The sequence below is a fragment of the Rossellomorea sp. DA94 genome, from assembly GCF_029834455.1.
In the GTDB taxonomy this organism is placed as follows: domain Bacteria; phylum Bacillota; class Bacilli; order Bacillales; family Bacillaceae_B; genus Rossellomorea; species Rossellomorea vietnamensis.
On record NZ_CP122397.1, the window covers coordinates 3,448,528 to 3,469,768 of the forward strand.

A 21,241-nucleotide genomic window follows, 5' to 3' on the forward strand; every position below is an offset into this window, starting at 1 on the left:
AATGTGTTTTCATAAATGAAAAATTATTGAAGCGGGATTATGGAGGTGTGGTATATGTATGTAACGATTGCAGACTTTATTAGAGAATGGAATTGGGAGGCAACCCTAACTCAAAAGGTTTTGGAAGGTTTAACGGATGATTCATTGAATCAAAAAGTCTACCCGGAAGGTCGTTCATTGGGGAGGATTGTTTGGCATTTCACGACAAATATTCCAGAGTACTTAACTCATTTCGGGCTGAATGTAGACGGTGTAGAAAATGTGGAAAATGTTCCTGCCTCAGCTAAAGAAATGGCTGAAACGTTTAAAAACATAAGTTCTAGTGCAGTCAAAGCCATTGAACAACAATGGACAGACGAATCCTTGAAAGAAGTACAAATTGCATTTGGCAGGGAAGAAACAAATGCTCAAGTTTTAATGGGACTAATTAGACACATTATTCATCATCGTGGCCAAATTACTATTCTTATGCGTCAAGCCGGAATCAAACCGTTTGGCGTTTATGGACCGCCAAAAGAAGATTGGATCCACTTAGGTGTGGAAAATCCTCCACTCTAACACTATCTAGCGAGTTCGATAGTATTAGGAATGAGGAAACCCTGTATTTTTTGGGTTTCCTCATTATTTTGACTATATTTCAATATTAGAGTTTAACAGAGCCACTATATTACGATTGGATTAACATCAACAATGGACTCACTACCAATTTTTTCGAAAAAGGAATCTAACTCTAGATAAATTTTATTTTATAAGAGAAAGACGACAATCTCCTAAGTCATCGCCTCACAGTGACTCATTCTGCTCTTTATCCAGCTCCACCTTCTTATTCATCCCCCACCGGAAACGGTTTTAATTCTTTAGAAGAAGCAAGCGATTTAATCCTAGCATTTTGATCACTTTTATCTTATTTAAAGTCATACGATTTTCACGAGGAAATGGGTTGTCCAGATTCTTTGACGTTTCGGAAAATCACTTAAATTCTTTCAGTACGACCTTGGCTGCCTTTGCTATAAGTTCATTATCATAGGCAGCATCCTCAGTATCACGGCTGGATAGAATCGCGATAATAATGGGTTCTCGATTCGGCGGCCATACGATCGCGATATCGTTTCGCGTTCCGTAGCCTCCAGCTCCCGTTTTATCGCCTACCTCCCATCCTTTAGGAACAGCGGCACGGATCAGTTCGTCTCCAGTAGTATTCCCCCGCATCCAATCTGTCAGAATGGCACGCTTATCATGCGAGAGCACGTCGTCGACCGTCAAAGCCTTCAAGTTGGTCGCAAGTGCTCTTGCTGTACTCGTATCACGGATGTCTCCTGGGATGGCACTGTTCAAATCGGTCTCAAAGCGATCAGCCTCGGTGACATGATCGCCGATTTGCCGCAGTCCATTTTCGAATCCGTCAGGTCCGCCGAGTTCCTCTAATAAAAGGTTCCCTGCGGTATTATCGCTGTACCGGATAGCCGCATCGCTAATTTCCCTAAGGGTCATCCCGGTATCCACGTGTTGCTCTGTAATGGGCGAATACGTGACCAGGTCATCTCTGGTGTATGTGATTACCTCATTAAGTTCGTCCATCGAGTTTTGCTGTAGCACCAACCCTGCTGCCAAAGCCTTATAGGTGGATGTGTAGGCAAACCGTTCATCAGGTCGATAGACCACAGTGCGTTTTGTACCTGTGTCAATCGCATAGACACCAAGCCGGGCATCAAACCTTTTCTCGAGTTGCATGAACTTATGGCCAGTCCCATGACTTGCTGCTTTTACTTTTGCCTCGGTCTGCTTTGATCCGTTTCCAAAGAGGCTTAAACTTAATAGTCCGACACACATCAAGATTTTTAACATTCTGATACTTTTCAACATCATCAGTCCTCTCCTATTCCATTGACAATAGTCTAATTAGACTTTATACTAGCTTAGTCTAATTAGACTATCGTGTAAAGGAATGAAAATGGAATGATAAAATCTTTTTTAATGTTAGGGCAATCGAATATGGCAGGGCGTGGATTCTTGCATGAGGTAGACCCTATCTATAATGAAAAAATAAAAATGCTTCGCAACGGTCAGTGGCAAATGATGACAGAGCCCATTAATTATGACCGCCCTGTTGCTGGTGTAAGTCTGGCAGCCTCTTTTGCAGACCTGTGTTCGAAAGCCAGCCCGGATGATGAAATCGGGTTGATTCCTTGTGCGGAAGGTGGCAGTTCCTTGAACGATTGGCACCCGCAAGGCACTCTTTTCAAACATGCTTTGTCTGAAGCGCGATTTGCTCTTGAAACGAGTGAAATTTGTGGCATCCTCTGGCATCAAGGTGAAAGTGACAGCCATCAGTCTCTCCATGAAACATTTTACGACAAGTTATCTCTTATCGTTGAAACGTTACGAAGTGAATTAAACCTTCACAACGTTCCATTAATCATTGGTGAGCTTGGTCATTTCTTAGGGAAAGAAGGTTTCGGAAAGTACTCATCAGAGTTTCAAGAAATCAACGAAGAATTACGTCGATTTGCTCATGAGCAGCAAGATTGTTATTTTGTATCAGCAGAAGGTCTAACTTCCAATCCGGATGGTATTCATTTGAACGCCGTTTCCCAACGAAAATTCGGTTATCGCTACTTCGAAGCATTTTCGAAAAAGTGTCATATCTCAGGGCCCATTACGGATGAAAATCAATCACTAAAGATAAATCATACTTATTCAAAAAATGAACAGATCTATATTCACAGTATGAATTTAGCTCAGGGCAAAATCACATACGCTGAATTTGAAGCACAGATGGCGAAGGTGATGCAGCCTTGATTCCCTTATTAATCCTTGGCTTACTCATTCAAAACCCCGGTGCACATGGCTACGAACTATTAAGTTTAATGGAAAAACGGCATTATAAATATATCGTTAACTATACGAAAGGATCATTTTATTACAATTTGCAACAACTCCAAGAAAAAGGTCTGATTGAAGAAACACAACAAGCCAGCCCACACAACGGTCGTGACATTCATACCTTTAAAGTAACGTCTTCAGGAAAAGAAGAATTTGAAAAATTAATGTCCAAATACGGCACTAAATCCGAATATGTCAACTTACCAGTCTACGGGGCATTACTCTTTGCAGATGTATTTGATAAAAATAAATTATTAGCATTACTCCAATCCCAAATTGATCAAACGGAAGCCAGAATTGTTCTTCTCGATGAGTACTTAGCTACCATTAAGGAATCACCAGGTAAAATTGATTATTTTGGTCGCATGAACGAAAATTCCCGTTCTCATCACTTAGTGAATTTAAAGTGGTTTAAGGAATTGAAGGCTGATATAGAAAGTGCGAATGATTAAATAAATTCCCATCGAAAAAACGTCCTCTTGTTTTGCCCAAGGGACGTTTTTTTATGTTTTTTGTATAGTTTCGCGATATTCTTATCTACACTCACTGCCTAGATAAAGAGCGTCAAGCAGAATCATGCGAGATTTACAATAATCGTGCGGGATTTCAGGTAATCATGCGGCTAGCGTCACAATCGTGCGAGTTTAATAGAAATCATGCGAGAAATACGATAATCATGCCGCTGTGTCGAATTTTTCTTTATTTCTCTGGAAGAAAATCACCACGGCGACAAGTAAAAGCCGTTTCGCAAAAGTAAAATAAGCGGAGAATTTCCGCTTACATTCAGAATGAACGGTGTATTTTGGATAATTAAGCGGAGTTTTTCCGCTTATGAACAGAAAAATCATCTATTATTGTATTTTTTGAGCAATTAGGCGGAATTTTTCCTGCTATTTCAATCCTCTTCTACTAGCAAAGACGAAATAACCGGAATTTTTCCGTCTATCTGGCAGCTCTGGTTAGTAAGCGATATGGGAAAAGCCACACCGACAGGCACCGCGGCTCCAATTCAAAGAGCCAATCGACCTGTCCCCGCAGCTCATCCCTCTTCAACTCCTCAAACTCCCCCTCAACCAAGCCTTCTCCCTGAACGGTCCAATCGGAATCTGAATTAAGGTCGTCAGATTCTCGGAACCCAAACTATAAATCTCATCCGTCACCCCTGTATCAAACCCAAGCAGCGGATGCCCCCCAAATCCGACAGCAGTCGAAGACAAGAGCAGGCGCTGGACGAGCATTCCCGCTTCCATTTGCATGATCCTGTAGCCTCTGTAGCCAAGGGAATCCTTGAAATAATCTTTGTTCCCAATGATATGAAGGCACAGCGGCACCTGGAGCAGATTAACGTTATCCAGTGACAGCCCCGATTGCAGCTGGAGACGATAATCCCCGATACCGATTTCCCTTAGTGAATGGCGGTAGCTGTCATATGCGTATGCACCATTTGGAATGCCTTCTACGTTATACAAACAGCCATATATCGAAACACGGGGTTCATCACCGTCAAAAACGTTGTCTAGGTCACTTCGAAACGAGTAGGAATGTGCGGCCCTTTTCAACAAAGCCGAGAGTTGCTCCTGACTAACCTTCCCCATAACAAAATCCATTTCCGGGGAATACCGTTTTTGGCAAGCTTCCACAAAATCATACATAACGGACTCGATTTCCGGGAGATGGATTTCTTTTACTCCCGCTCTCATACCCGGTTGTTTCGCCACCTTTTGAAAATCACCGGTACATTCGATTTTAGAAGCTTCATTCACCTCCAGTAACCTAGGAAACTCTCGAACCTTTTCAGACCTTTCATAGTGTGCAAGAGAAATAGCTGGCAGCTCACTGCATAATTCTTCAGCGGTGACTTCCCTCTCCATCCCCCTGCCGCCCCAATTCGTTGCAGCAACGGAAAGTGGGATGACGGAATAGACGCTTTCCTCTTCCTCTGTCAGTCCAAGCAAATGGTTGATCGGGGAATCGAGAAATTGAGCATACACCCCTGTTTCGAATCCGAACCGTTTGGATGTTTCCAAGAGCTGCCCCATTAGGACGCCGGCATCGAGCCCCTGCAGGCGGTAGGAGAAGTTATTGTATTTAAAGAAGTTCTTCCAGTATCTCACCGACACAAAGGCAGTGGCAAAACACGACGAGATGTCGGAGCGATTGCCGAGTGCCCGTTCTACGTACGAATCGAAATTCCCGTCCCTGAGCAGGACCAGTCGGTGGTGGGCGGGATCATAATGATAGATTCCTTGGGGCAAATCATCGAGCTTTAAATAGAGATAGAGTTCGTTCGGATAAAGCGCCCCACCTGATGGAGCAAACCGCCGATAGGAGTGGATGGGATACGACTCCTCCCCGAAGTCATCGGGATGCTCCGATTGGCTTACTCCTGAGATGCCGTACACATACCAGAGAAAATGACCGATCCTTTCTACATCGGGGTACAACGGCTGATGCTCCCCGTTGAATGACAAAGGAACCTCCAAAGACAATGGTACAACCGGCAATCCCCGGTACAGCTTATAGGGAAGGGGAGCATCCTCCCAGTCCACTTCCCAGTTAGGCTGATTGGCCCGGTTAATATCACATTGCAGATTATGCAGAAATTCTTCCAGACTCATCCTCCTTACCTCCTCACATCTTAAGGAAACGGATGCGGTTTTTGATTGAGCTCATCAAATGTCAACGGCCGGTCCCTATATCCCAGTTCCGCCGGGACGTTCAGGACCCTTTCCAATCCTGTGAGTCGGGTGAGATGATGGCCGAACGTCATGGGAAGCATACCCGGAATCAAGACTTTGACGCAGTGTAGTCGATTTTTCTCCAGTTCCGGTGCGGTTTGGTCCACAACGATGACATCAAGGTTCCGGCTTCGGAATTTTTCAAGGATCTCCTTCAGGTCATCCGTCAGATCCGCATGACGGGAGTTCCATTTAAATTCCTCCTGGAAACTTCTCAGTGGACGATTTTGTAAAAAGCTGAAACGCTCCTCCGCCTGGGGTAATCCATACAACATGCCGTGATCATCCATCTGCCTGACGAGGGAATCATCGTACAGCATCTTTTCATAGTTCGCTTTGTTCTTCTCCAGTTTTTCATCGAGATTCAGCATCATCCCGGCAAGCTCCTGAATCGCGCTTTTCGCCGCTCTAACCGGATCCAGATGGGCACCTGCCGCAAGGATCAGATTCAATCCCGTGTCTTTCCTGTTCTTCGCCATGGCAAAGACGCTTGGGATTCCGTGCTCCATAGTGGAGTTGTATAAAAAGAGATCATAGCCTGCGACCGCCTGCATCCGTTCAATCATTAACTGCAGCTCCTCGTCCTCTGCCGTAAAAGGATCGAGACGGGGCAGACCCAGTTCTGCATACCAGGTCATCAGGAAAGAGTCCCGTTCGACAACCTCCATGATTCCGTAGAAAATCGCTTCCTCCCTGCTTCCCCCAAGGGCACAGCCGTTAGATGTTTCATAAACAAAACCGGACGAACCACAGCCCAGACTGTAGTAGGCAAGGAGCTCTGGGACGAGAATCGGCCGCTCTTCGATGAGGGAGTATCCCCACACCCAGTCGATCCTCCTGTCAGGATCGAACTTTTCAAATGGGAATCCCGGTATGGCGTATTGCTCGTCGGAGTGCACGCCTACCTCCAGAGGATTCAATGCATGTTCCTCCACGTTCCGGTAGCTGTCATGGACAACCGTCCGTTTGCCCCGGGGCTCCAATCCGCAGTGACGCTCCAATCCTTCAAGGATGGCTGTCAGCTCGCTGTCTGAGTAAGCCTGAGTCCGTCCAGCCGTCCCTTCATCACCACCGGAGATCATCGGCATATTGACGCTCGCATCAGCAAATGGCGTCACCAGGTCATACATCTTGCTGTTAAAAAGCCCGGTCCGGTTATCCAAATAATCGTTTACAAGAACTGATTTCAAATCATCCAAAGGAGTACATCGGAAACTGTCGGCTCGGATCTTCGGACTGGGCTTGAGGGTAACACGGGCTAGTTCAGCCGAATCATCCGGAACCTGACTGCAGCTCGGGCATAATGAGTCGGGAACGAAGGAGTGCCAGGAGCTGTTCAATGTTTTCAATTCGGTCAAACATATCTTCCCTTGGGAACGTGGCTTTGCACCTTCCAGGACCCGGCAAGCTTCTGCAGCGATGATGTGAGCCATATGCGATAACCCGGTATTCGAAGCCCACGGATCCTTCGCCATCCCACCGATTTCAGCGAGTTTCCCCTGCACCTCCCTCATCTCATGCCGTTCCTTTCCACCAAGGAGACGTCTCAGATCGGCACATTGGGAACAACCCGGTGTGTCGGGCTGAACTAGTGGTCCGATGATCCCTTCTCCAAACGAGACGAAGCCTCTCAGCCATGGAACCCGAGTCCCCCTCATGACTTCTTCTGCCATTTGATGGACAGCTGGATTCCATGCATCATCCAACACCAGTACTAAATCTGTATTTGCCGGGAAGCTCGTTTCAACGGTCTCTTGCCTGAAAATGGGGTACCGTGCTGACATTTGCGCACAGACACGGTCCGACAGCATTCCTTCCCCCACAATCACTACGAAAGAACTCATTAGATTTCCTCCTCTCGCAGCAGCACACCAAATACGCCTTCCAGCTCCTGCCTGAATACAGGTTCCATATCCAGTTCATACACCGTTACCTGTTTCTGATTCACTTGCAAAGTGTGGAGAACTTCTTTAAGAAGATCAGGCTCGATCCTATCTTCACCCGCCGGAATGATCACTCTCTGTACATTCTCTTTCTCCAAAGCTACGGTAACAGGATTTGCATCGAATGCATCCGTACCGTTCTGGGCTTGGAAGAGTGCTTGCTGCAGAGAATTCCTCAGCGCCATGGTGATCGTGAAACCAGTATTTCCGTACCATCCATTTCTTCCACGGACATAGACAACCGGAAATCCATGCAGATCTTCCCCTAATCCGATGCCAGGTTCCATTTGCATCGTCGTCAGTGCCTTTAGATAAAAACGGCATGTTTCATCCTCCACCGCATCTAGTTCAAGGCGGGAAATGCTGTTCTTTTGAACGGATTCTCTTTTTCTTAGCTCATCGGTCAAACAACTCTCTAGACCGCGGCCAACGCATTCTGCAAACGTCGCCCCTGTGCAGACCGACATGTATTCCCCAGTATCATGAGGGACCACCATGCTTCCCAGACTTGAAGCGTATCTCTCTACCCCTTTTAAACCTGATTCACGACGTGCCTCTGCATGGGTCAAAGCACTGCATATCTCCTCATCCAGAAGTACTGCCGGACCTTCAGACCGTCCATCGACTGGCTGCACTCGGCATTGAGCCAACGGAAGCTGCTTCGTATCCCCTTCCTCCCATACATGAAAAATCCCCGTCTCTTTTGACGTCAGCAGACTGAAGAAATAAAGCAGTTTTTCAGGATCCGACCTTTCTGATTCCTGTTCCAGCCTGGATTCAAGATTCAGAACCGGTTCAGCTCCAATGTTGGTTTCCAGGGGATGATGTAAAAAGGAATGCCAGCTTCCTTCCAGTGTTTCGGTATCCAACAGAAAAAGACGGTTTCGCTGATCCGGTTTTGTTACTCCTGTCATTTCTTTGAATAGTTCAAATGTAATCATGTTCGCCATCATCGCACCAGGCACTGCCGACTCAGCATGGTACTCCTCTTCTTTTTGCAAGGCAGTCGCGTGAAGACGCCTCCAGGCAGATTCCCACCCCGCCTCGGAATCAGGATGGATGATGGGTCCAGCGATACATGTCTGCTTGTGACAAATTGCCGGTATCAACAGCTTTTGATCTGCCCGGCAAATGGCATGAAGAAGGTCGAGTTCCTCGAGGCTTTCGTTTTGCGTCACATATAGGATCGAATCGTATGGCCTTATCGTCTCCCGCCACCCGGATCCACTGAATTCCACTTCATAAAGCTCTACCTCGGGATCGGTTTTCCGGGCATGGTCCACAAGTTCCTTCAGCCTGCGTCTATTCGTAGGCACCTCATCGGTCACGAGTACCTGCAGCTTCGCCAACCCGGATTCAATGAGGGATGAAACCAATGAAGTCAGAAGGGGACCAGACCCCGCTGCCAGGACATTGGCATGACGGAAGGTTTCAAATCGTGAAGCACCTGAATCTGCCAAGCTATCGACGAACTCAATCTGTGATGCGAATTTTCCCACTGCATGTTGAGGCAGGTTATGTGGCAGGTCCCTGCTTACGTCCCGGACAAATCCATTCTTAAGCAACACCTCTGCTATTTCCATGACCCTGTTTCGATAAGGATCAGGCAGTCCGTTCGTCAAATCCTCAAGGGAGTACTCCCCATTGAACATCGGCAAGAGCTTTTCCACCCACTGATCAATGCCGCTTCCCTCCATCCGGAAAGAGCATAGGTTATTCCTGAAATACACGCCGCTGTCCCGCTCAGGGAGATAAAACGTATCCCTCTTCACTTTTAGTCGCATAGAAGGGTTCAATTTTCCCATAGCAATCCTCCTAACCCCCGCTTATCTCATTTATATTTTGGCTGTCATTATTAGCGTATGAATTTCAATTTGTCCCTTATGTATAAAATAAAGATCCCTGCACACTCACAGGGATCCATTTGAAACCGATATTCTCCTAACGACCGCAGCGTCCACATCTGCCGCAACCGCCACAGCGTCCACATCCACCACAGCGGAAGCATCCTCCGCAGCCACCGCAACGGAAACACCCACCACACCCGAAGCAGCTAAAGAAGCATGCGAATCCAAAGCCGAAACAGCCTCCCAATCCAAGGAAAAGTCGTTCGTCGTTCGGATCATACATATTCTGATCCCAGGAAACGGGCTGTGTTGCCTGGAAATCACCTACATTCAAATTCTGAAGTTCATTATGAAAATTATTCATATCCTCATTACCTCCCAAAAAAAGTACCATAAGGCTTTCTTATCGATTGACATGGAGTTTCTATTAGGCAAAAGCACGATAAATGTGAATCATCCTCAATAATTTATGTTCGCTCGCTGGGTGTTGTGACTGGTGAAGAAGCCTAGATTGAGAATGAGTATTTTTGCACAAAAAAAAGCCGGCGTCAGCCGACTCTTCGTAAAACTTATTGGTGATTCCTGCACACTTCCCGTAAATCCTTCATCACTTCTTCTTTCTCTTCCCATGAATAAATCGATGCGCCAGCCGCAAGGGGATGACCTCCACCGTTGTACTTTTTGGCAATCGTGTTAATGACAGGACCCTTCGAACGAAGGCGAACCCTGATTTGATCATGTTCTTCAATAAAGAAAACCCATGCTTTCATGCCTTTCACATTCCCCAGAGTACTCACAAGAAGGGATGCTTCAGATGGTACAACAGCATGCTCTTCAAGAATATCCTTCGTCATGACCATCATGCCACAGCCATCCCCGTCCATCTCGAAATTTTGCAGCACATATCCATTAAGCTTCGTGACGTTGGAATCGACTTCATACATTTTATTGAATAATTCATTCCGGTCAAAATCATAGCGGATTAATTCACCGGCGATGTCAAAAGTCTTCTGAGTGGTGCTTGGATACAGGAATCTTCCCGTATCGCCGACAATCCCTGCAAAAAGGAGTCGTGCTCCTGAATCAGGCAGGGTCAAACCTTTGTCTTTCCCGAACTGGTAAAATTCGTAGATCATTTCACTGACAGAGCTTGCCGTCGTATCGATCCAGAGGTGATCTCCGTAGGCATCCTCGTTTGGATGGTGATCGATCTTAACAAGCTTGTCCCCGAGTTTGTAGCGACGGTCACAGATCCGCTCTTCATTGGCCGTATCACAGACGATGATCAGGGCTCCTTCGAATACGGAATCTTCAATATCGTCGAGACGTTTTAAGTAATGGAGGGTTTCCTCTTCTTTCCCGACTGCATAAATGTTTTTCTCAGGGAAAGAGGCTTTCAGCATATCCACAAGTCCTCCCTGGGATCCGTATGCATCCGGGTCTGGACGGACATGTCTATGTACAATGATCGTTTCGTATTGTTTAATGAGGTTCAGGATTTGTTCTTTCATGGGAATCTCCTTTGTAGTTGAATTTATATTTGGCATTCTGCTCCGTTATCTGTAAAATAGTAGCGAGAGATGTCAACGATGGAGGACAAAAAACTATGTATTTTCTCGCATTACTGATTGTCGTTACGTTCACGTTCTATGTCTTTTATAAAATAAGACAAGTGCGGACACGACGACCGATGGAAAAGAAATGGTTATCTGCGAAAGCAAGCATTGCCCTTGGGCTGTTCGTTGCCCTGTTCGGGATCAATCAGCTGTTTTTATTCCCAGGCACACTGACGTATGTCATCGGCACGCTGTTCATCCTTTTAGGACTTGGTAGCTGCTGGGCTGGATATAAAATGTACAAGCATGTGCTTCCTTTTGCACAGAGGGAAGCGAAGGAACTGGATAACCAATAAGTATTGAAAGACTAGATGTTTATCTAGTCTTTTTTTGATTGTAAGCACTTTTGATGAGTGAGTAGTGGTTGATTTCCGCTGCAGATGCTCGCTTTCCGCGGGGTGTGGGTTGAGCCTCCTCAGCTTCGCTTCCGGGGTCTCAACTTCCACACATTTCCCGCAGGAGTCGAGCATCTTCCGCTCCAATCAACATGAGTTTTTCACTATATCCTACTCTCAATCACTCTTGATTATATAAAGACCTAATGTCGATCAATCAGCTGACAAATCATCAGGGATTTCCCCATGAGTACGCCTTCGTTATATACTTCTACATCCACTTTACCAAATTTTCTCCCGACGTCGAGTACCTTTGGATGGATTTCGAGTATGCTTTCCATCTGAACGGGTTTGATAAAGTAAATAGTCATGTTTTCGATGACGAGGTCGCCTTTTTTGTATGGCTTCAGTGCACGGTTGGCGGCTTCAGTCATTAAGGTGGTGAAGACACCATAGGAAAGCGTCCCGATCCCCGTTGTCATCTGCGGTGTGACGGCAAATTGGTAGATTTCTTTGTTGTCTTTCTTCTCCCCTACTACTTCGACTGCATTTGAGATGAGGTCATCGATCGTTTCCCCGACCTGCGGCTGACGCTGGATCATTTGCAGGGCTTTCAGGACGTCCTGACGGCTGATGATTCCCTGTAGCTTGTTCTGTTCATTGACGACGGGAAGTAATTCGATCCCTTCCCAGATCATGATATGGGCGGCGGATGCGACACTCGTATTCGGGCTGACAGTGATTGGTTGCTTCGTCATGATTTTATCGATCCCCGCATACTTTTCCTGTCCCATGACGTCTTTTGACGTCACCATGCCATGGACTTTCAAGTTTCGGTCCACGACTGGGAAACGACTGTGGAACGTGTACTGGTTCTTTTCGTACCATTCTTCCAACGTGTCATCCAGATGCAGATAAATCGTATCGTCCACTTTCGTTAAAATGTCTTCCACTAACACGATTTCTTTCTTGATAAGCTGATCATAAATCGCACGGTTGATCATGGTGGCGACGGTAAAGGTGTCATAGGAAGTAGAGATAATCGGGAGTTCGAGTTCATCGGCAAGCTTCTTAACGTCTTCGTCTGCATCGAATCCACCGGTGATCAGGACGGCTGCTCCTGCACTCAAGGCATGTTCCTGAGCCTGGTTCCGGTTCCCGATGATCAAGAGGTTCCCCGCTTCTGTGTATCTCATCATGGCTTCAAGCTTCATGGCTCCAATGACAAACTTGTTGAGCATCTTATGCAGGCCGGATCGTCCACCGAGTACTTGTCCATCGATGATGTTGACCACTTCTGCGTAAGTGAGCTTCTCGATATTTTCTTTCTTCTTCTGTTCGATGCGGATCGTTCCGACGCGTTCAATGGTGCTGACGTAGCCTTTCGTTTCGGCATCTTTGATCGCCCGGTATGCCGTTCCTTCGCTGACGGTCAGTGCTTTTGCGATCTGGCGGACGGAGATTTTTTCTCCGACAGGCAGGGTATCTATGTACTCCAGTATTTGTTCGTGTTTTGTAGCCAAGCTTTTCACCCTTCTTTATAACGTCCTACTTAATATGTTTATTATAATGTGAAAAGCGCGGTGTTTCAATTTAATCGGGGCTTTGAGTGATACAAGCCCCGTTTTTCTTTACCCAAATGATCGTGATTTCACTTTCCGAACAGGCTTCGATTTCAACTTCTTACCCTTGCCTGTTCCTTTCGGAGTGTAAAGCAGGGCGGCTAGGTTTCCGGCCAGGACGCAGGTGGCGAGTATGAGCCAGCCGATAGCGAAGTACCCTTGTAGGCCTTCTGCAAAAATAGACATACGTGGAGCTCCATAGTAGATGAGTGCCCCTGTGATGAGTAAACAGAGTATATAACGTTGTTTCAAACATTTCCCTCCTCTCTAGGCTTGTATCATGTATATGCGAGTGGGTGGAGGATGTTGTGTAAAGGTGAGAAAAAGGCAATAAGTTGCAACTAAAGCCTAATGATTTATAACATTATATGGTAATATACATTTAAATATTGAGAAAATTCAGTTCTTATTGAATTGAGAAAAATATACAAGAGGTGAAATTAATTGAGTATTAGATTCGCTGAGGATAAGGGGGAAATTGCTTCTCATATATGCATAGAATTAATACAAAAGGTGCCTATGCCTGGTATTAGTAATTAATATTGAAGGTGAGGAAATTTCGTTTTGATCTCACTAATTAGGCGATATATTAGGAGGATAAAATGGCTAACGATAATTTTACAAAAGTATTATTAATCGGTATTTTAACATGCTTGATTGTTATTGCATTTAAAATAAATTCAAGGGGATACATTCAATCGCCAACACCAAATGTGGATGTAAATAACCAAGGCGGTAGAGTAGTTCAAATTGCTCCTAATAGAGTCGGGGTTATTGATACTGGCATTCGAAGTGGTTGGGAACAACTTGTCGTTTTTGAATATAATCCTGATACTAAAACATTTGAGGTTGTTAGTTCATTGGCATATGAAGACATCTTTAACCATCCTAAGGAACACGGTATTCCAGTTAGGACCGATAAATATGGAAATTAGTTATTGTTAAACAAAGGCGAGGCTTATCCGGATCATGGATACGCTTTTTTTCGTTTAGCGTTTTTCTTGAGTAAGTTGCTCATTTTTGAAATAGTTGGATATAAAAAAGGTCTTATTCTATTTGGAGGTCAGAAATGGAGAAGCCCAATAAAAAAGATTCATTCAGAAAAAGAAAAAATAATAATAAATTTGAAGTAATTATTATAGCTATCATCTTCTTAACAATTATTATATTAAAATGGCTTGACTAAATTATTGTAGAATTCATTAAGGAAAACGAAGATATTCTAATTCATCTGCCTTGTTCTATTAAAGGGCAGGATAGTTGAAGACTCAGTTTCGAGATAAATACTTACTTGAAACTAAATTTAGTCTGTTCCGCATGTGTAATATGAGGGTATTAAGCTAATTTATCTCTCAAAGTCACATTTTTGGCAAATAAAAAGAATCCGTTTTGAAAAGATTGGTCAAAACGGATTCTTGGCTTGTAGATGGGGGGGAAGTTTTTATAAAAAAGTTTGATCATATCTATCTATGACCTTAAACAATCGCACCCAGATTGCAGAAGACATGAATTTAAGTAACAATTTTCGGATATTGTATTAGAAAATCAACCAGTCGATTTCCGATCTACTTATATTTACACCTGCGCAGTTGGGCGGACAATGACCTCATTCACATCAATCTCAGCCGGTTGTTCAATTGCAAATGCAATCGATCGGGCAATTGCCTCTGCAGGCATAGCAATGTCCTCAAGCCGGGCTTTTAACTCAGGATTTGTCGTAGTATCCACGACACTCGTCCGTGTCAAACCCGGTGAAATGATCGTCACCCGCAGCTTATCTCCCGCTTCTTGCCGCAAACCTTCTGAGATGGCACGTACAGCGTACTTAGTACCTGAGTAAACCGATTGTTTTGTTACAGTCTTATGTCCTGCAGTAGAAGCAATGTTAATAAAATGCCCGCTACCCTGCTTGCGGAATACAGGCAGTGTTGCTGCGATGCCATACAAAACGCCTTTAATGTTGACGTCGATCATTTTTTCCCAATCTTCGACGAGCAGGTCGTCAAGGGGGGAAATCGGCATAACACCGGCATTATTTATAATCACATCAACTTTTCCATAGGTATTTACAGCGTGTTTTACCAAATTTTCAACATCGCTACGTTTTGTCACATCGGTTACCTGAAAACTTGCTGAACCACCATTGGAAGTAATAGCGGTGACCAATTCATCAAGTTGTTGTTTTCTTCTCGCTCCAACAACTACCGTAGCACCTTTCTCTGCCAACAAAATTGCAGTTGCTTTTCCCATTCCACTGCTTGCGCCGGTAATGATAATAACCTTGTCTTGAATATTTGACACAATCATTCCTCCTTCATCTACTGGGGACTTAATACTATTGATATTTGAATCCAACCTTCCATTCTTTAAATAAAGCCACTTTGAATTAAACTTTATCACTTCTGAGTCAGTTTTTAATTTCCTCTATCAATAGTTCTACTTTAGTGTAATTTATTATTCTAACAATAAGTCAAACTTTTTAAGATAGCATTATTAAATAAAGGTTATTGAAGTTTAACTTTCCCTTTTTAGTAGGGTTAGTGTTATAGTAACTATAACTTGATAGGAGGTAAATCAAATGCCATATTCAATGAAATATGTCGTAGATAACCTAAATCTAACTGCGAATACCCTTAGATACTATGAAAAAGAAGGAATACTGAAAAATATTTCTCGTGATTCCAATGGACATAGGGTATATGACGAAAAAAATGTTGAGACACTAAATTTCATCCGCACTTTAAGATCAACAGGAATGCCCATTTCCAAAATTAAGGAGTATCTTGATTTATACGAAGTTGGAGATGATACTATATCACAACGAAAGGAAATTATGATGCAGCATAAATTAGTGGTGCAGAATAAGATTAATGAGGATCTCAAACACCTAGAAGTTATAAGTTATAAGGTAGCCATGTATGAAATTATAGAAAAAGGATACAGACAGACTCCTCCACCACACAATGATTGAAAAGTTGATGGTATGAGTCCTTTTCTACCTTTACTTAAAAACTGAAAGATTTCTCGAGATCAATTCTTCCATTATAGGGGGCTTTAATTGAATAACAAAATAACAAAAAAGCTTAGGATACTCCCAAGCTTTTTTGTTATTTAGGCTCCTAAGCCATATGTTAATCTGGAGAAACTTTCAGTTTTCTCCTCAATACCAGAACTACTTAAATTGCCACTCTTACTTATTAATATTCAATAACATCTCCAGCCTTCATAACCTGCCCCTCAGAATCCTCAAGCATCTCAACGAATTTATGCGGATCCTGCTTGATCGGCGGGAATGTATCATAATGAATCGGCACGACTTTCTTCGCTTTCAAGAAGCTTGCTGCCGTTGCCGCATCCTCTGGTCCCATCGTAAAATTATCCCCGATCGGTAGGAAGGCAAGGTCGATTGGATGACGCTCCCCGATCAGCTTCATATCAGAGAATAATCCTGTATCCCCTGCATGAAAGATCGTCTTCCCTTCAATCATTAAGAGAACGCCTGCTGGCATACCCATGTAGATGATTTCATTTCCGTCTGTGATGAGACCCGAACCGTGGAAGGCTTGAGTCAGTTTCACTTTACCGAAGTTGAATTCATAAGCTCCTCCAACGTGCATCGGATGGGTTTTCACTAATTGCCAGCTTAGGTAGGTCGCCAGTTCGTGGTTGGCGATGACGAGTGAATCGTTTTTCTTCGCAAGTTCCACTGTATCCCCTACGTGATCATTGTGACCGTGTGTAAGGATGATGACATCGGGCTTTTCGTCATCCACTTTCAGATCCGTCAGTTCGTTTCCATTGATGAATGGATCGATCAGGATCGTTTTACCGTTTGTTTCGATTTTCACTACTGAATGTCCATGATATGAAATCTTCATAATCTCTCTCCTCCAAATAAACTTATCTGTTTTTATTTTCGTTTGCTACTTTTATGTTATACCCGAAATTCATAAAGTTAAAAGTGGTTGATCATAGATGAAGAATTCTGCACACAAAAAGCCGACTGAACATTCCCATGCAGTCGGCTTCCTGTTGTTATTGTTGCTCTAATTGAGTTCTAGTATCTGAGTAGTCTACATCATGCGCCTCAGCAACAGCCTGGTATGTCACATATCCATTCAATGTGTTAATACCTTTTAACAGAGCTTCATTATCTAAGCACGCTTTTTTGTAGCCTTTGTTTGCGATTTGAACCGCGTAAGGGACGGTTACGTTTGTTAATGCGATGGTAGACGTACGTGGTACGGCACCAGGCATGTTGGCAACGGCATAGTGTACAACGCCGTGCTTCACGTATGTTGGATCGTCATGCGTTGTGATTCGGTCTGTTGTTTCGAAGATTCCACCTTGATCGATGGCGATATCGACTACAACTGAACCAGGCGTCATCGCTTTGATCATGTCTTCTGTTACTAATTTAGGTGCTTTCGCTCCTGGAATTAGTACAGCACCAATCACTAGGTCTGCTTCTTTGACAGCTTGTTCGATATTTAACGGGTTAGACATAAGCGTTGTTACGTCACTACCGAAGATATCATCCAGCTGACGAAGGCGATCCGGGTTAAGGTCAAGGATCGTTACATTGGCACCAAGTCCGACAGCCATTTTCGCTGCGTTTGTACCGGCCACTCCTCCACCGATGATCGTTACTTTACTGCGGCGAACCCCAGGGACACCTGAAAGTAATACACCTTTTCCACCGTGGATCTTCTCTAAGAACTGGGCACCGATTTGAGTCGCCATACGTCCAGCCACTTCACTCATCGGAGTCAGTAATGGAAGGGCACGATTCAGTTCAACCGTTTCGTACGCGATTCCGATCACTTTATTATCAATTAACGCTTTCGTTAATTCCGGCTCTGGAGCAAGATGTAAATATGTAAATAAGATAAGCCCCTCGCGGAAATAAGAGTACTCACTTGGAAGTGGCTCTTTTACCTTCATGACCATATCCATGGACCATGCTTCCGCTGCAGAATCAACGATGTGTCCACCTGCTGCTTTGTAATCTTCATCTGTAAATCCTGAACCCATTCCCGCTCCAGCTTCAATGTAGACCTCATGTCCGAATTGAACAAGGTTCACAACACCAGCCGGCGTCATGGCCACACGATTTTCGTTGTTTTTAATTTCCGTTGGTACACCAATACGCATACTAAGCCAACCTCCTAAATGCACTATTGCTCCTTGGAGCATTCACTTCCTAAATATAACACTATTCATATATAATAGCGAAGGGCAATTACTCATCCTGTAAGCACTTACATTCTAACAAATAAATAAGGAAATATCTCTACTTTTCTTTAAAAAAATAAATGATTATTTCTTCGCTTTTTTTCAAAAATTCTTTAAAATAGAAACCATGCATCCTAGTATACCCAAAGGAGACCAAATTATGAAACAACCCATGATCGAACGGCTCGGACTCGAAAATGTCCCACCGGAATTAAAATCAACCACATGGATCGAATACTTCATCATACAGCTCGCCTTCTCCGTGAATGCAGGAAACTTCCTCATCCCGGCACTCGCCGTCCTGGAAGGCGGACTATCCTTTCAGGCAGCATTTCTTGCCACCGTACTCGGAGCAAGCGTCGCCTTCCTATTCGTATCATTCTTATCATTACCGGGCTCCCGCTACGGACTGCCCGCCCAATACGTCCTGAGATCCATCATCGGAACCCGGCTGTCGATGCTCATCGCATCCCCCATCCGGTCCCTGACGTCCCTCTACTGGTTCAGCGTCCAAACCATCGGAGGAACCTTCGTCATCATCTCCATGGTGGAAAAAGTAACACCCTATACCATACCGTTCGTCCCGGTCGCCATCGGACTCGCCATCATCATGACCCTTCTAGCCCTCATCGGCTTCGAAGCCGTCAAAAAAGCGACCAAACTATTCATCCCGATCCTCGTGATCGGCCAGGGAATCATCCTTTACCTGTTCCTAACAAAAGGAGCCGATTCCCTCCCAACACTAACACAAGGCCAGGAACCCTTCTCCATCGGAACGTTCCTATTCTACTCAAGCCTCGTATTCGTCCAGTACATCTCAGGCGTCAGCGCATCTTCCGACATCACCCGCTACAGCAAAAGTGACCGCCACGGATTCTGGGGACTATATGGAGGAAACGTTGTCGGCTTCATGATGACGGCACTGCTTGGAGGTTTGAGTGCCAGCTTGTTCAAAGATCTGAATCCATTCGTGGCAGCTGGGCAACTGACTGACTCCAGTCTGCTTCTATTGGTGATCACGGCTTGTGCAATGGTATCGATGATTTCAATTAATCTTAGTAATGCGTATACAGGGGGATACAGTCTACTGAATGCACTGCCGTCCCTGTCGCGGATTCAAAGTGCACTGTTGTTCAGTATTGCCGGAATTATTTTAAGTTCGTTTCCGCAGCTGGTTTATAATGCGCAGGAGTATATTTCTTATTTGGGAATCCTGATTATTCCGATATCGGCGATTGTGGTGGCTGATTATTTGGTTATTCGGAGAGGTAGGATTTCTGAGAGTGCGCTTGTGAGGCTGGCGAGTGGGGAGTCGAATTTTAATCGTGAGGCGTTGGTTGTGTTGGGGATTGGGATGGTGTTGTATTTGGTGATTCCGGATTCGTTTTCGCCGGGGTTTAGTTGTTTTATCACGACTTCTGTTATCTATGTGTTTAGTAAAAAAAGAAGTAGAGTGGGAGAACAGCATCCTATTCAGAAACTTGGTTAAGGAAAAAGAGTGAACCTGTATGTTAAGTTCACTCTTTCTTGTTCAATAAAATTCAAGAAGTGGATATTGTAAATTACCTTGTCCGTTTACTAAAATATTGCAAACATTATTTATGTCCGCCATAATGTTCCATTAATATCTCGAATTAACTACACATTATGTATCCAAACTAGGCTGTAACCGCCAGTTGAAATGAAACAGTTTCTACTCACTTAAATGACCAACATTATTTGAAATAATCTTGCAGATTAAAATTTGAATGCAGCTATAAAAACAAGACATAAGGCAAACACACTCCCTAAAATAAAATATATATCTTATAATGGGTATAATTGGAATCTTTGAAGCATCTGTGTTATTTTATTAATCATCCTTTCTTCAAATAAAAAAACACCCAATTATTCGGATGCTAGAGTAAACTTTAGAACCCATAAATTTATGACATAAATCACTGTAAAAGTTCTCTTTCCACATAATCAATGCCGTTTGCCGTAATATATAAAATGGTAAAGCCCATCTTCTCTTTCTCATTCAGATAGCCCTTTTCAATCCAATATTTTATTATCTGCCTATAAAAAAAAATTTCTTTTGTTTCTACCTTGTGCAGGTAGTTACGACCTCTGTATATTTTCCAATGGTAAACTTCTTCTAAAAATCTGTCTCTTATTCGCTTATTCATTACTAAATGATCGTAAGTGTAATAAGAATTAATACTATTAATTAGTTCAGTATCTTTATTTAACAATGTCATCACTTCTGAATCAAACATCTCTTTCAGGTTATTACCTACGACTGGATAGATTACTTCTTTAAAAACATTTGAAAAATATTTCTGGTCTGCTATTTCAAATCTCCTTTTGGTATTTTCATAAAATTCGCCTGTTAATTCCTCTTTTTCGTAAATCCAGTAATGTTTCATAGCATGAATCGCTAACTGGCTTTGATGAACATTACGTAATATATACACCCATATTAAATAAAGATTTCTATAATAATTGATTTTTTGAATTTGTACGTTATCCATTATATTGGTCGTTGAAACAACCTTATACACAGCATCTAATATAGCTAAGGCAAATTCTAATCTATATACCTCTTTCATAAATCCTGAGAAATCATCATAGTATTGAAATTTACTCAACTCTTGATATGCCGAAACTACCTCCGGACTAGCATATTTGAGATTATTTTCAACTAAATGTAACACATTACCCCAGTAATCCTCTTCATGAACTTCTTGTTTTATATCATGGCCTTTCCGGTAATTTAAAGTAATATCCACAATAGCGTAAAGATCATTTAAAATAGGAGAGTAAAGTTCTTGATAAACTTCCTTTTTATACTTTTGGTCTTCCCTTTTAATTGTTAGTCTATTATTAACTACCTGGCCAATTATTGCCCCAGTTAAAGCAAAAAGACCTGAAATTAATGCAGTGTTCACATTTGATCACCTATATCTTCTTAAAATTATTCTTTCTTCCCATAAAGCTACTTCATTCCCTTTTTGAATAACTCCTGTTTGTAATTTAATTG

General features: G+C 43.5%; 19 protein-coding genes. 7 read left to right on the forward strand and 12 right to left on the reverse strand.

The genetic code is table 11. The annotated features are described in order from the left end of the window. The first annotated feature begins 54 nt into the window (after positions 1–54). Positions 55–558 (forward strand): DinB family protein, encoded by a 504-nt coding sequence (locus P8596_RS18030; protein ID WP_279724531.1) that lies wholly within the window; start codon positions 55–57, stop codon positions 556–558. Positions 559–969: 411 nt separating this feature from the next. Here the strand turns inward: P8596_RS18030 and bla are convergent, their stop codons facing one another. Beyond that, the gene (gene bla / locus P8596_RS18035; protein WP_279724532.1) at positions 970–1,866 is read right to left on the reverse strand and encodes a class A beta-lactamase; all 897 of its coding nucleotides are present in this window, start codon (positions 1,864–1,866) and stop codon (positions 970–972) included. A 90-nt stretch (positions 1,867–1,956) separates the two neighbouring features. On the opposite strand from bla, the gene P8596_RS18040 reads away from it, so the two are divergent. Together P8596_RS18040 and P8596_RS18045 are read left to right on the forward strand one after the other, a co-directional pair. Continuing rightward, complete coding sequence (locus tag P8596_RS18040) at positions 1,957–2,799, forward strand: sialate O-acetylesterase (protein ID WP_279724533.1); 843 nt, start codon at positions 1,957–1,959, stop codon at positions 2,797–2,799. Further along, positions 2,796–3,335, forward strand: a complete 540-nt coding sequence (locus P8596_RS18045; protein WP_279724534.1) for a PadR family transcriptional regulator — start codon at positions 2,796–2,798, stop codon at positions 3,333–3,335. The genes P8596_RS18040 and P8596_RS18045 overlap by 4 nt, the downstream gene beginning before the upstream one ends. Before the next feature lie 597 nt (positions 3,336–3,932). Here the strand turns inward: P8596_RS18045 and P8596_RS18050 are convergent. The 5 genes from P8596_RS18050 to P8596_RS18070 all read right to left on the reverse strand — a co-directional run bounded on the left by P8596_RS18050 (position 3,933) and on the right by P8596_RS18070 (position 10,922). Further along, the gene (locus tag P8596_RS18050; RefSeq protein ID WP_279724535.1) at positions 3,933–5,501 is read right to left on the reverse strand and encodes a SagB family peptide dehydrogenase; all 1,569 of its coding nucleotides are present in this window, start codon (positions 5,499–5,501) and stop codon (positions 3,933–3,935) included. A gap of 20 nt (positions 5,502–5,521) precedes the next feature. After that, positions 5,522–7,465: a TOMM precursor leader peptide-binding protein gene (locus P8596_RS18055; protein WP_279724536.1), complete on the reverse strand. Its 1,944-nt coding sequence runs from the start codon at positions 7,463–7,465 to the stop codon at positions 5,522–5,524. Beyond that, positions 7,465–9,369 (reverse strand): putative thiazole-containing bacteriocin maturation protein, encoded by a 1,905-nt coding sequence (locus P8596_RS18060; RefSeq protein ID WP_279724537.1) that lies wholly within the window; start codon positions 9,367–9,369, stop codon positions 7,465–7,467. Before P8596_RS18060 ends, P8596_RS18055 begins: the two co-directional genes overlap by 1 nt. Before the next feature lie 136 nt (positions 9,370–9,505). After that, positions 9,506–9,805 (reverse strand): heterocycloanthracin/sonorensin family bacteriocin, encoded by a 300-nt coding sequence (locus P8596_RS18065; RefSeq protein WP_371928689.1) that lies wholly within the window; start codon positions 9,803–9,805, stop codon positions 9,506–9,508. A gap of 175 nt (positions 9,806–9,980) precedes the next feature. Continuing rightward, complete coding sequence (locus tag P8596_RS18070; protein WP_279724538.1) at positions 9,981–10,922, reverse strand: DHH family phosphoesterase; 942 nt, start codon at positions 10,920–10,922, stop codon at positions 9,981–9,983. A 95-nt stretch (positions 10,923–11,017) separates the two neighbouring features. Between P8596_RS18070 and P8596_RS18075 the strand changes: the two genes are divergently transcribed. Beyond that, positions 11,018–11,323 (forward strand): YtpI family protein, encoded by a 306-nt coding sequence (locus tag P8596_RS18075; protein WP_061809474.1) that lies wholly within the window; start codon positions 11,018–11,020, stop codon positions 11,321–11,323. Between the two features lie 242 nt (positions 11,324–11,565). Here P8596_RS18075 and P8596_RS18080 read toward each other — a convergent pair whose 3' ends face one another. Together P8596_RS18080 and P8596_RS18085 are read right to left on the reverse strand one after the other, a co-directional pair. Beyond that, positions 11,566–12,885 (reverse strand): DRTGG domain-containing protein, encoded by a 1,320-nt coding sequence (locus P8596_RS18080; RefSeq protein ID WP_279724539.1) that lies wholly within the window; start codon positions 12,883–12,885, stop codon positions 11,566–11,568. Positions 12,886–12,993: 108 nt separating this feature from the next. Continuing rightward, positions 12,994–13,236 carry a hypothetical protein gene (locus P8596_RS18085; protein ID WP_261750025.1) on the reverse strand — a complete coding sequence of 81 codons (243 nt, stop codon included), beginning with the start codon at positions 13,234–13,236 and terminating at the stop codon, positions 12,994–12,996. Between the two features lie 350 nt (positions 13,237–13,586). On the opposite strand from P8596_RS18085, the gene P8596_RS18090 reads away from it, so the two are divergent. Further along, on the forward strand, positions 13,587–13,919 hold the full coding sequence (locus P8596_RS18090) for a hypothetical protein (protein ID WP_279724540.1): 333 nt from the start codon (positions 13,587–13,589) through the stop codon (positions 13,917–13,919). A 640-nt stretch (positions 13,920–14,559) separates the two neighbouring features. On the opposite strand, the gene P8596_RS18095 is transcribed toward P8596_RS18090, so the two are convergent. Beyond that, positions 14,560–15,291 (reverse strand): SDR family oxidoreductase, encoded by a 732-nt coding sequence (locus tag P8596_RS18095; RefSeq protein ID WP_279724541.1) that lies wholly within the window; start codon positions 15,289–15,291, stop codon positions 14,560–14,562. 271 nt (positions 15,292–15,562) lie between these two features. Here P8596_RS18095 and P8596_RS18100 point away from each other — a divergent pair, with 271 nt between their 5' ends. After that, the gene (locus tag P8596_RS18100) at positions 15,563–15,955 is read left to right on the forward strand and encodes a MerR family transcriptional regulator (RefSeq protein WP_279724542.1); all 393 of its coding nucleotides are present in this window, start codon (positions 15,563–15,565) and stop codon (positions 15,953–15,955) included. A 226-nt stretch (positions 15,956–16,181) separates the two neighbouring features. On the opposite strand, the gene P8596_RS18105 is transcribed toward P8596_RS18100, so the two are convergent. After that, positions 16,182–16,862 carry a metal-dependent hydrolase gene (locus P8596_RS18105; protein WP_279724543.1) on the reverse strand — a complete coding sequence of 227 codons (681 nt, stop codon included), beginning with the start codon at positions 16,860–16,862 and terminating at the stop codon, positions 16,182–16,184. 157 nt (positions 16,863–17,019) lie between these two features. Continuing rightward, positions 17,020–18,138: an alanine dehydrogenase gene (ald, locus tag P8596_RS18110; protein WP_113969681.1), complete on the reverse strand. Its 1,119-nt coding sequence runs from the start codon at positions 18,136–18,138 to the stop codon at positions 17,020–17,022. A 241-nt stretch (positions 18,139–18,379) separates the two neighbouring features. On the opposite strand from ald, the gene P8596_RS18115 reads away from it, so the two are divergent. After that, entirely contained in the window at positions 18,380–19,708 is a 1,329-nt protein-coding gene (locus P8596_RS18115) for a purine-cytosine permease family protein (RefSeq protein ID WP_279724544.1), read from the forward strand. A 448-nt stretch (positions 19,709–20,156) separates the two neighbouring features. Here P8596_RS18115 and P8596_RS18120 read toward each other — a convergent pair whose 3' ends face one another. After that, complete coding sequence (locus P8596_RS18120; protein WP_279724545.1) at positions 20,157–21,149, reverse strand: hypothetical protein; 993 nt, start codon at positions 21,147–21,149, stop codon at positions 20,157–20,159. Positions 21,150–21,241 lie beyond the last annotated feature (92 nt).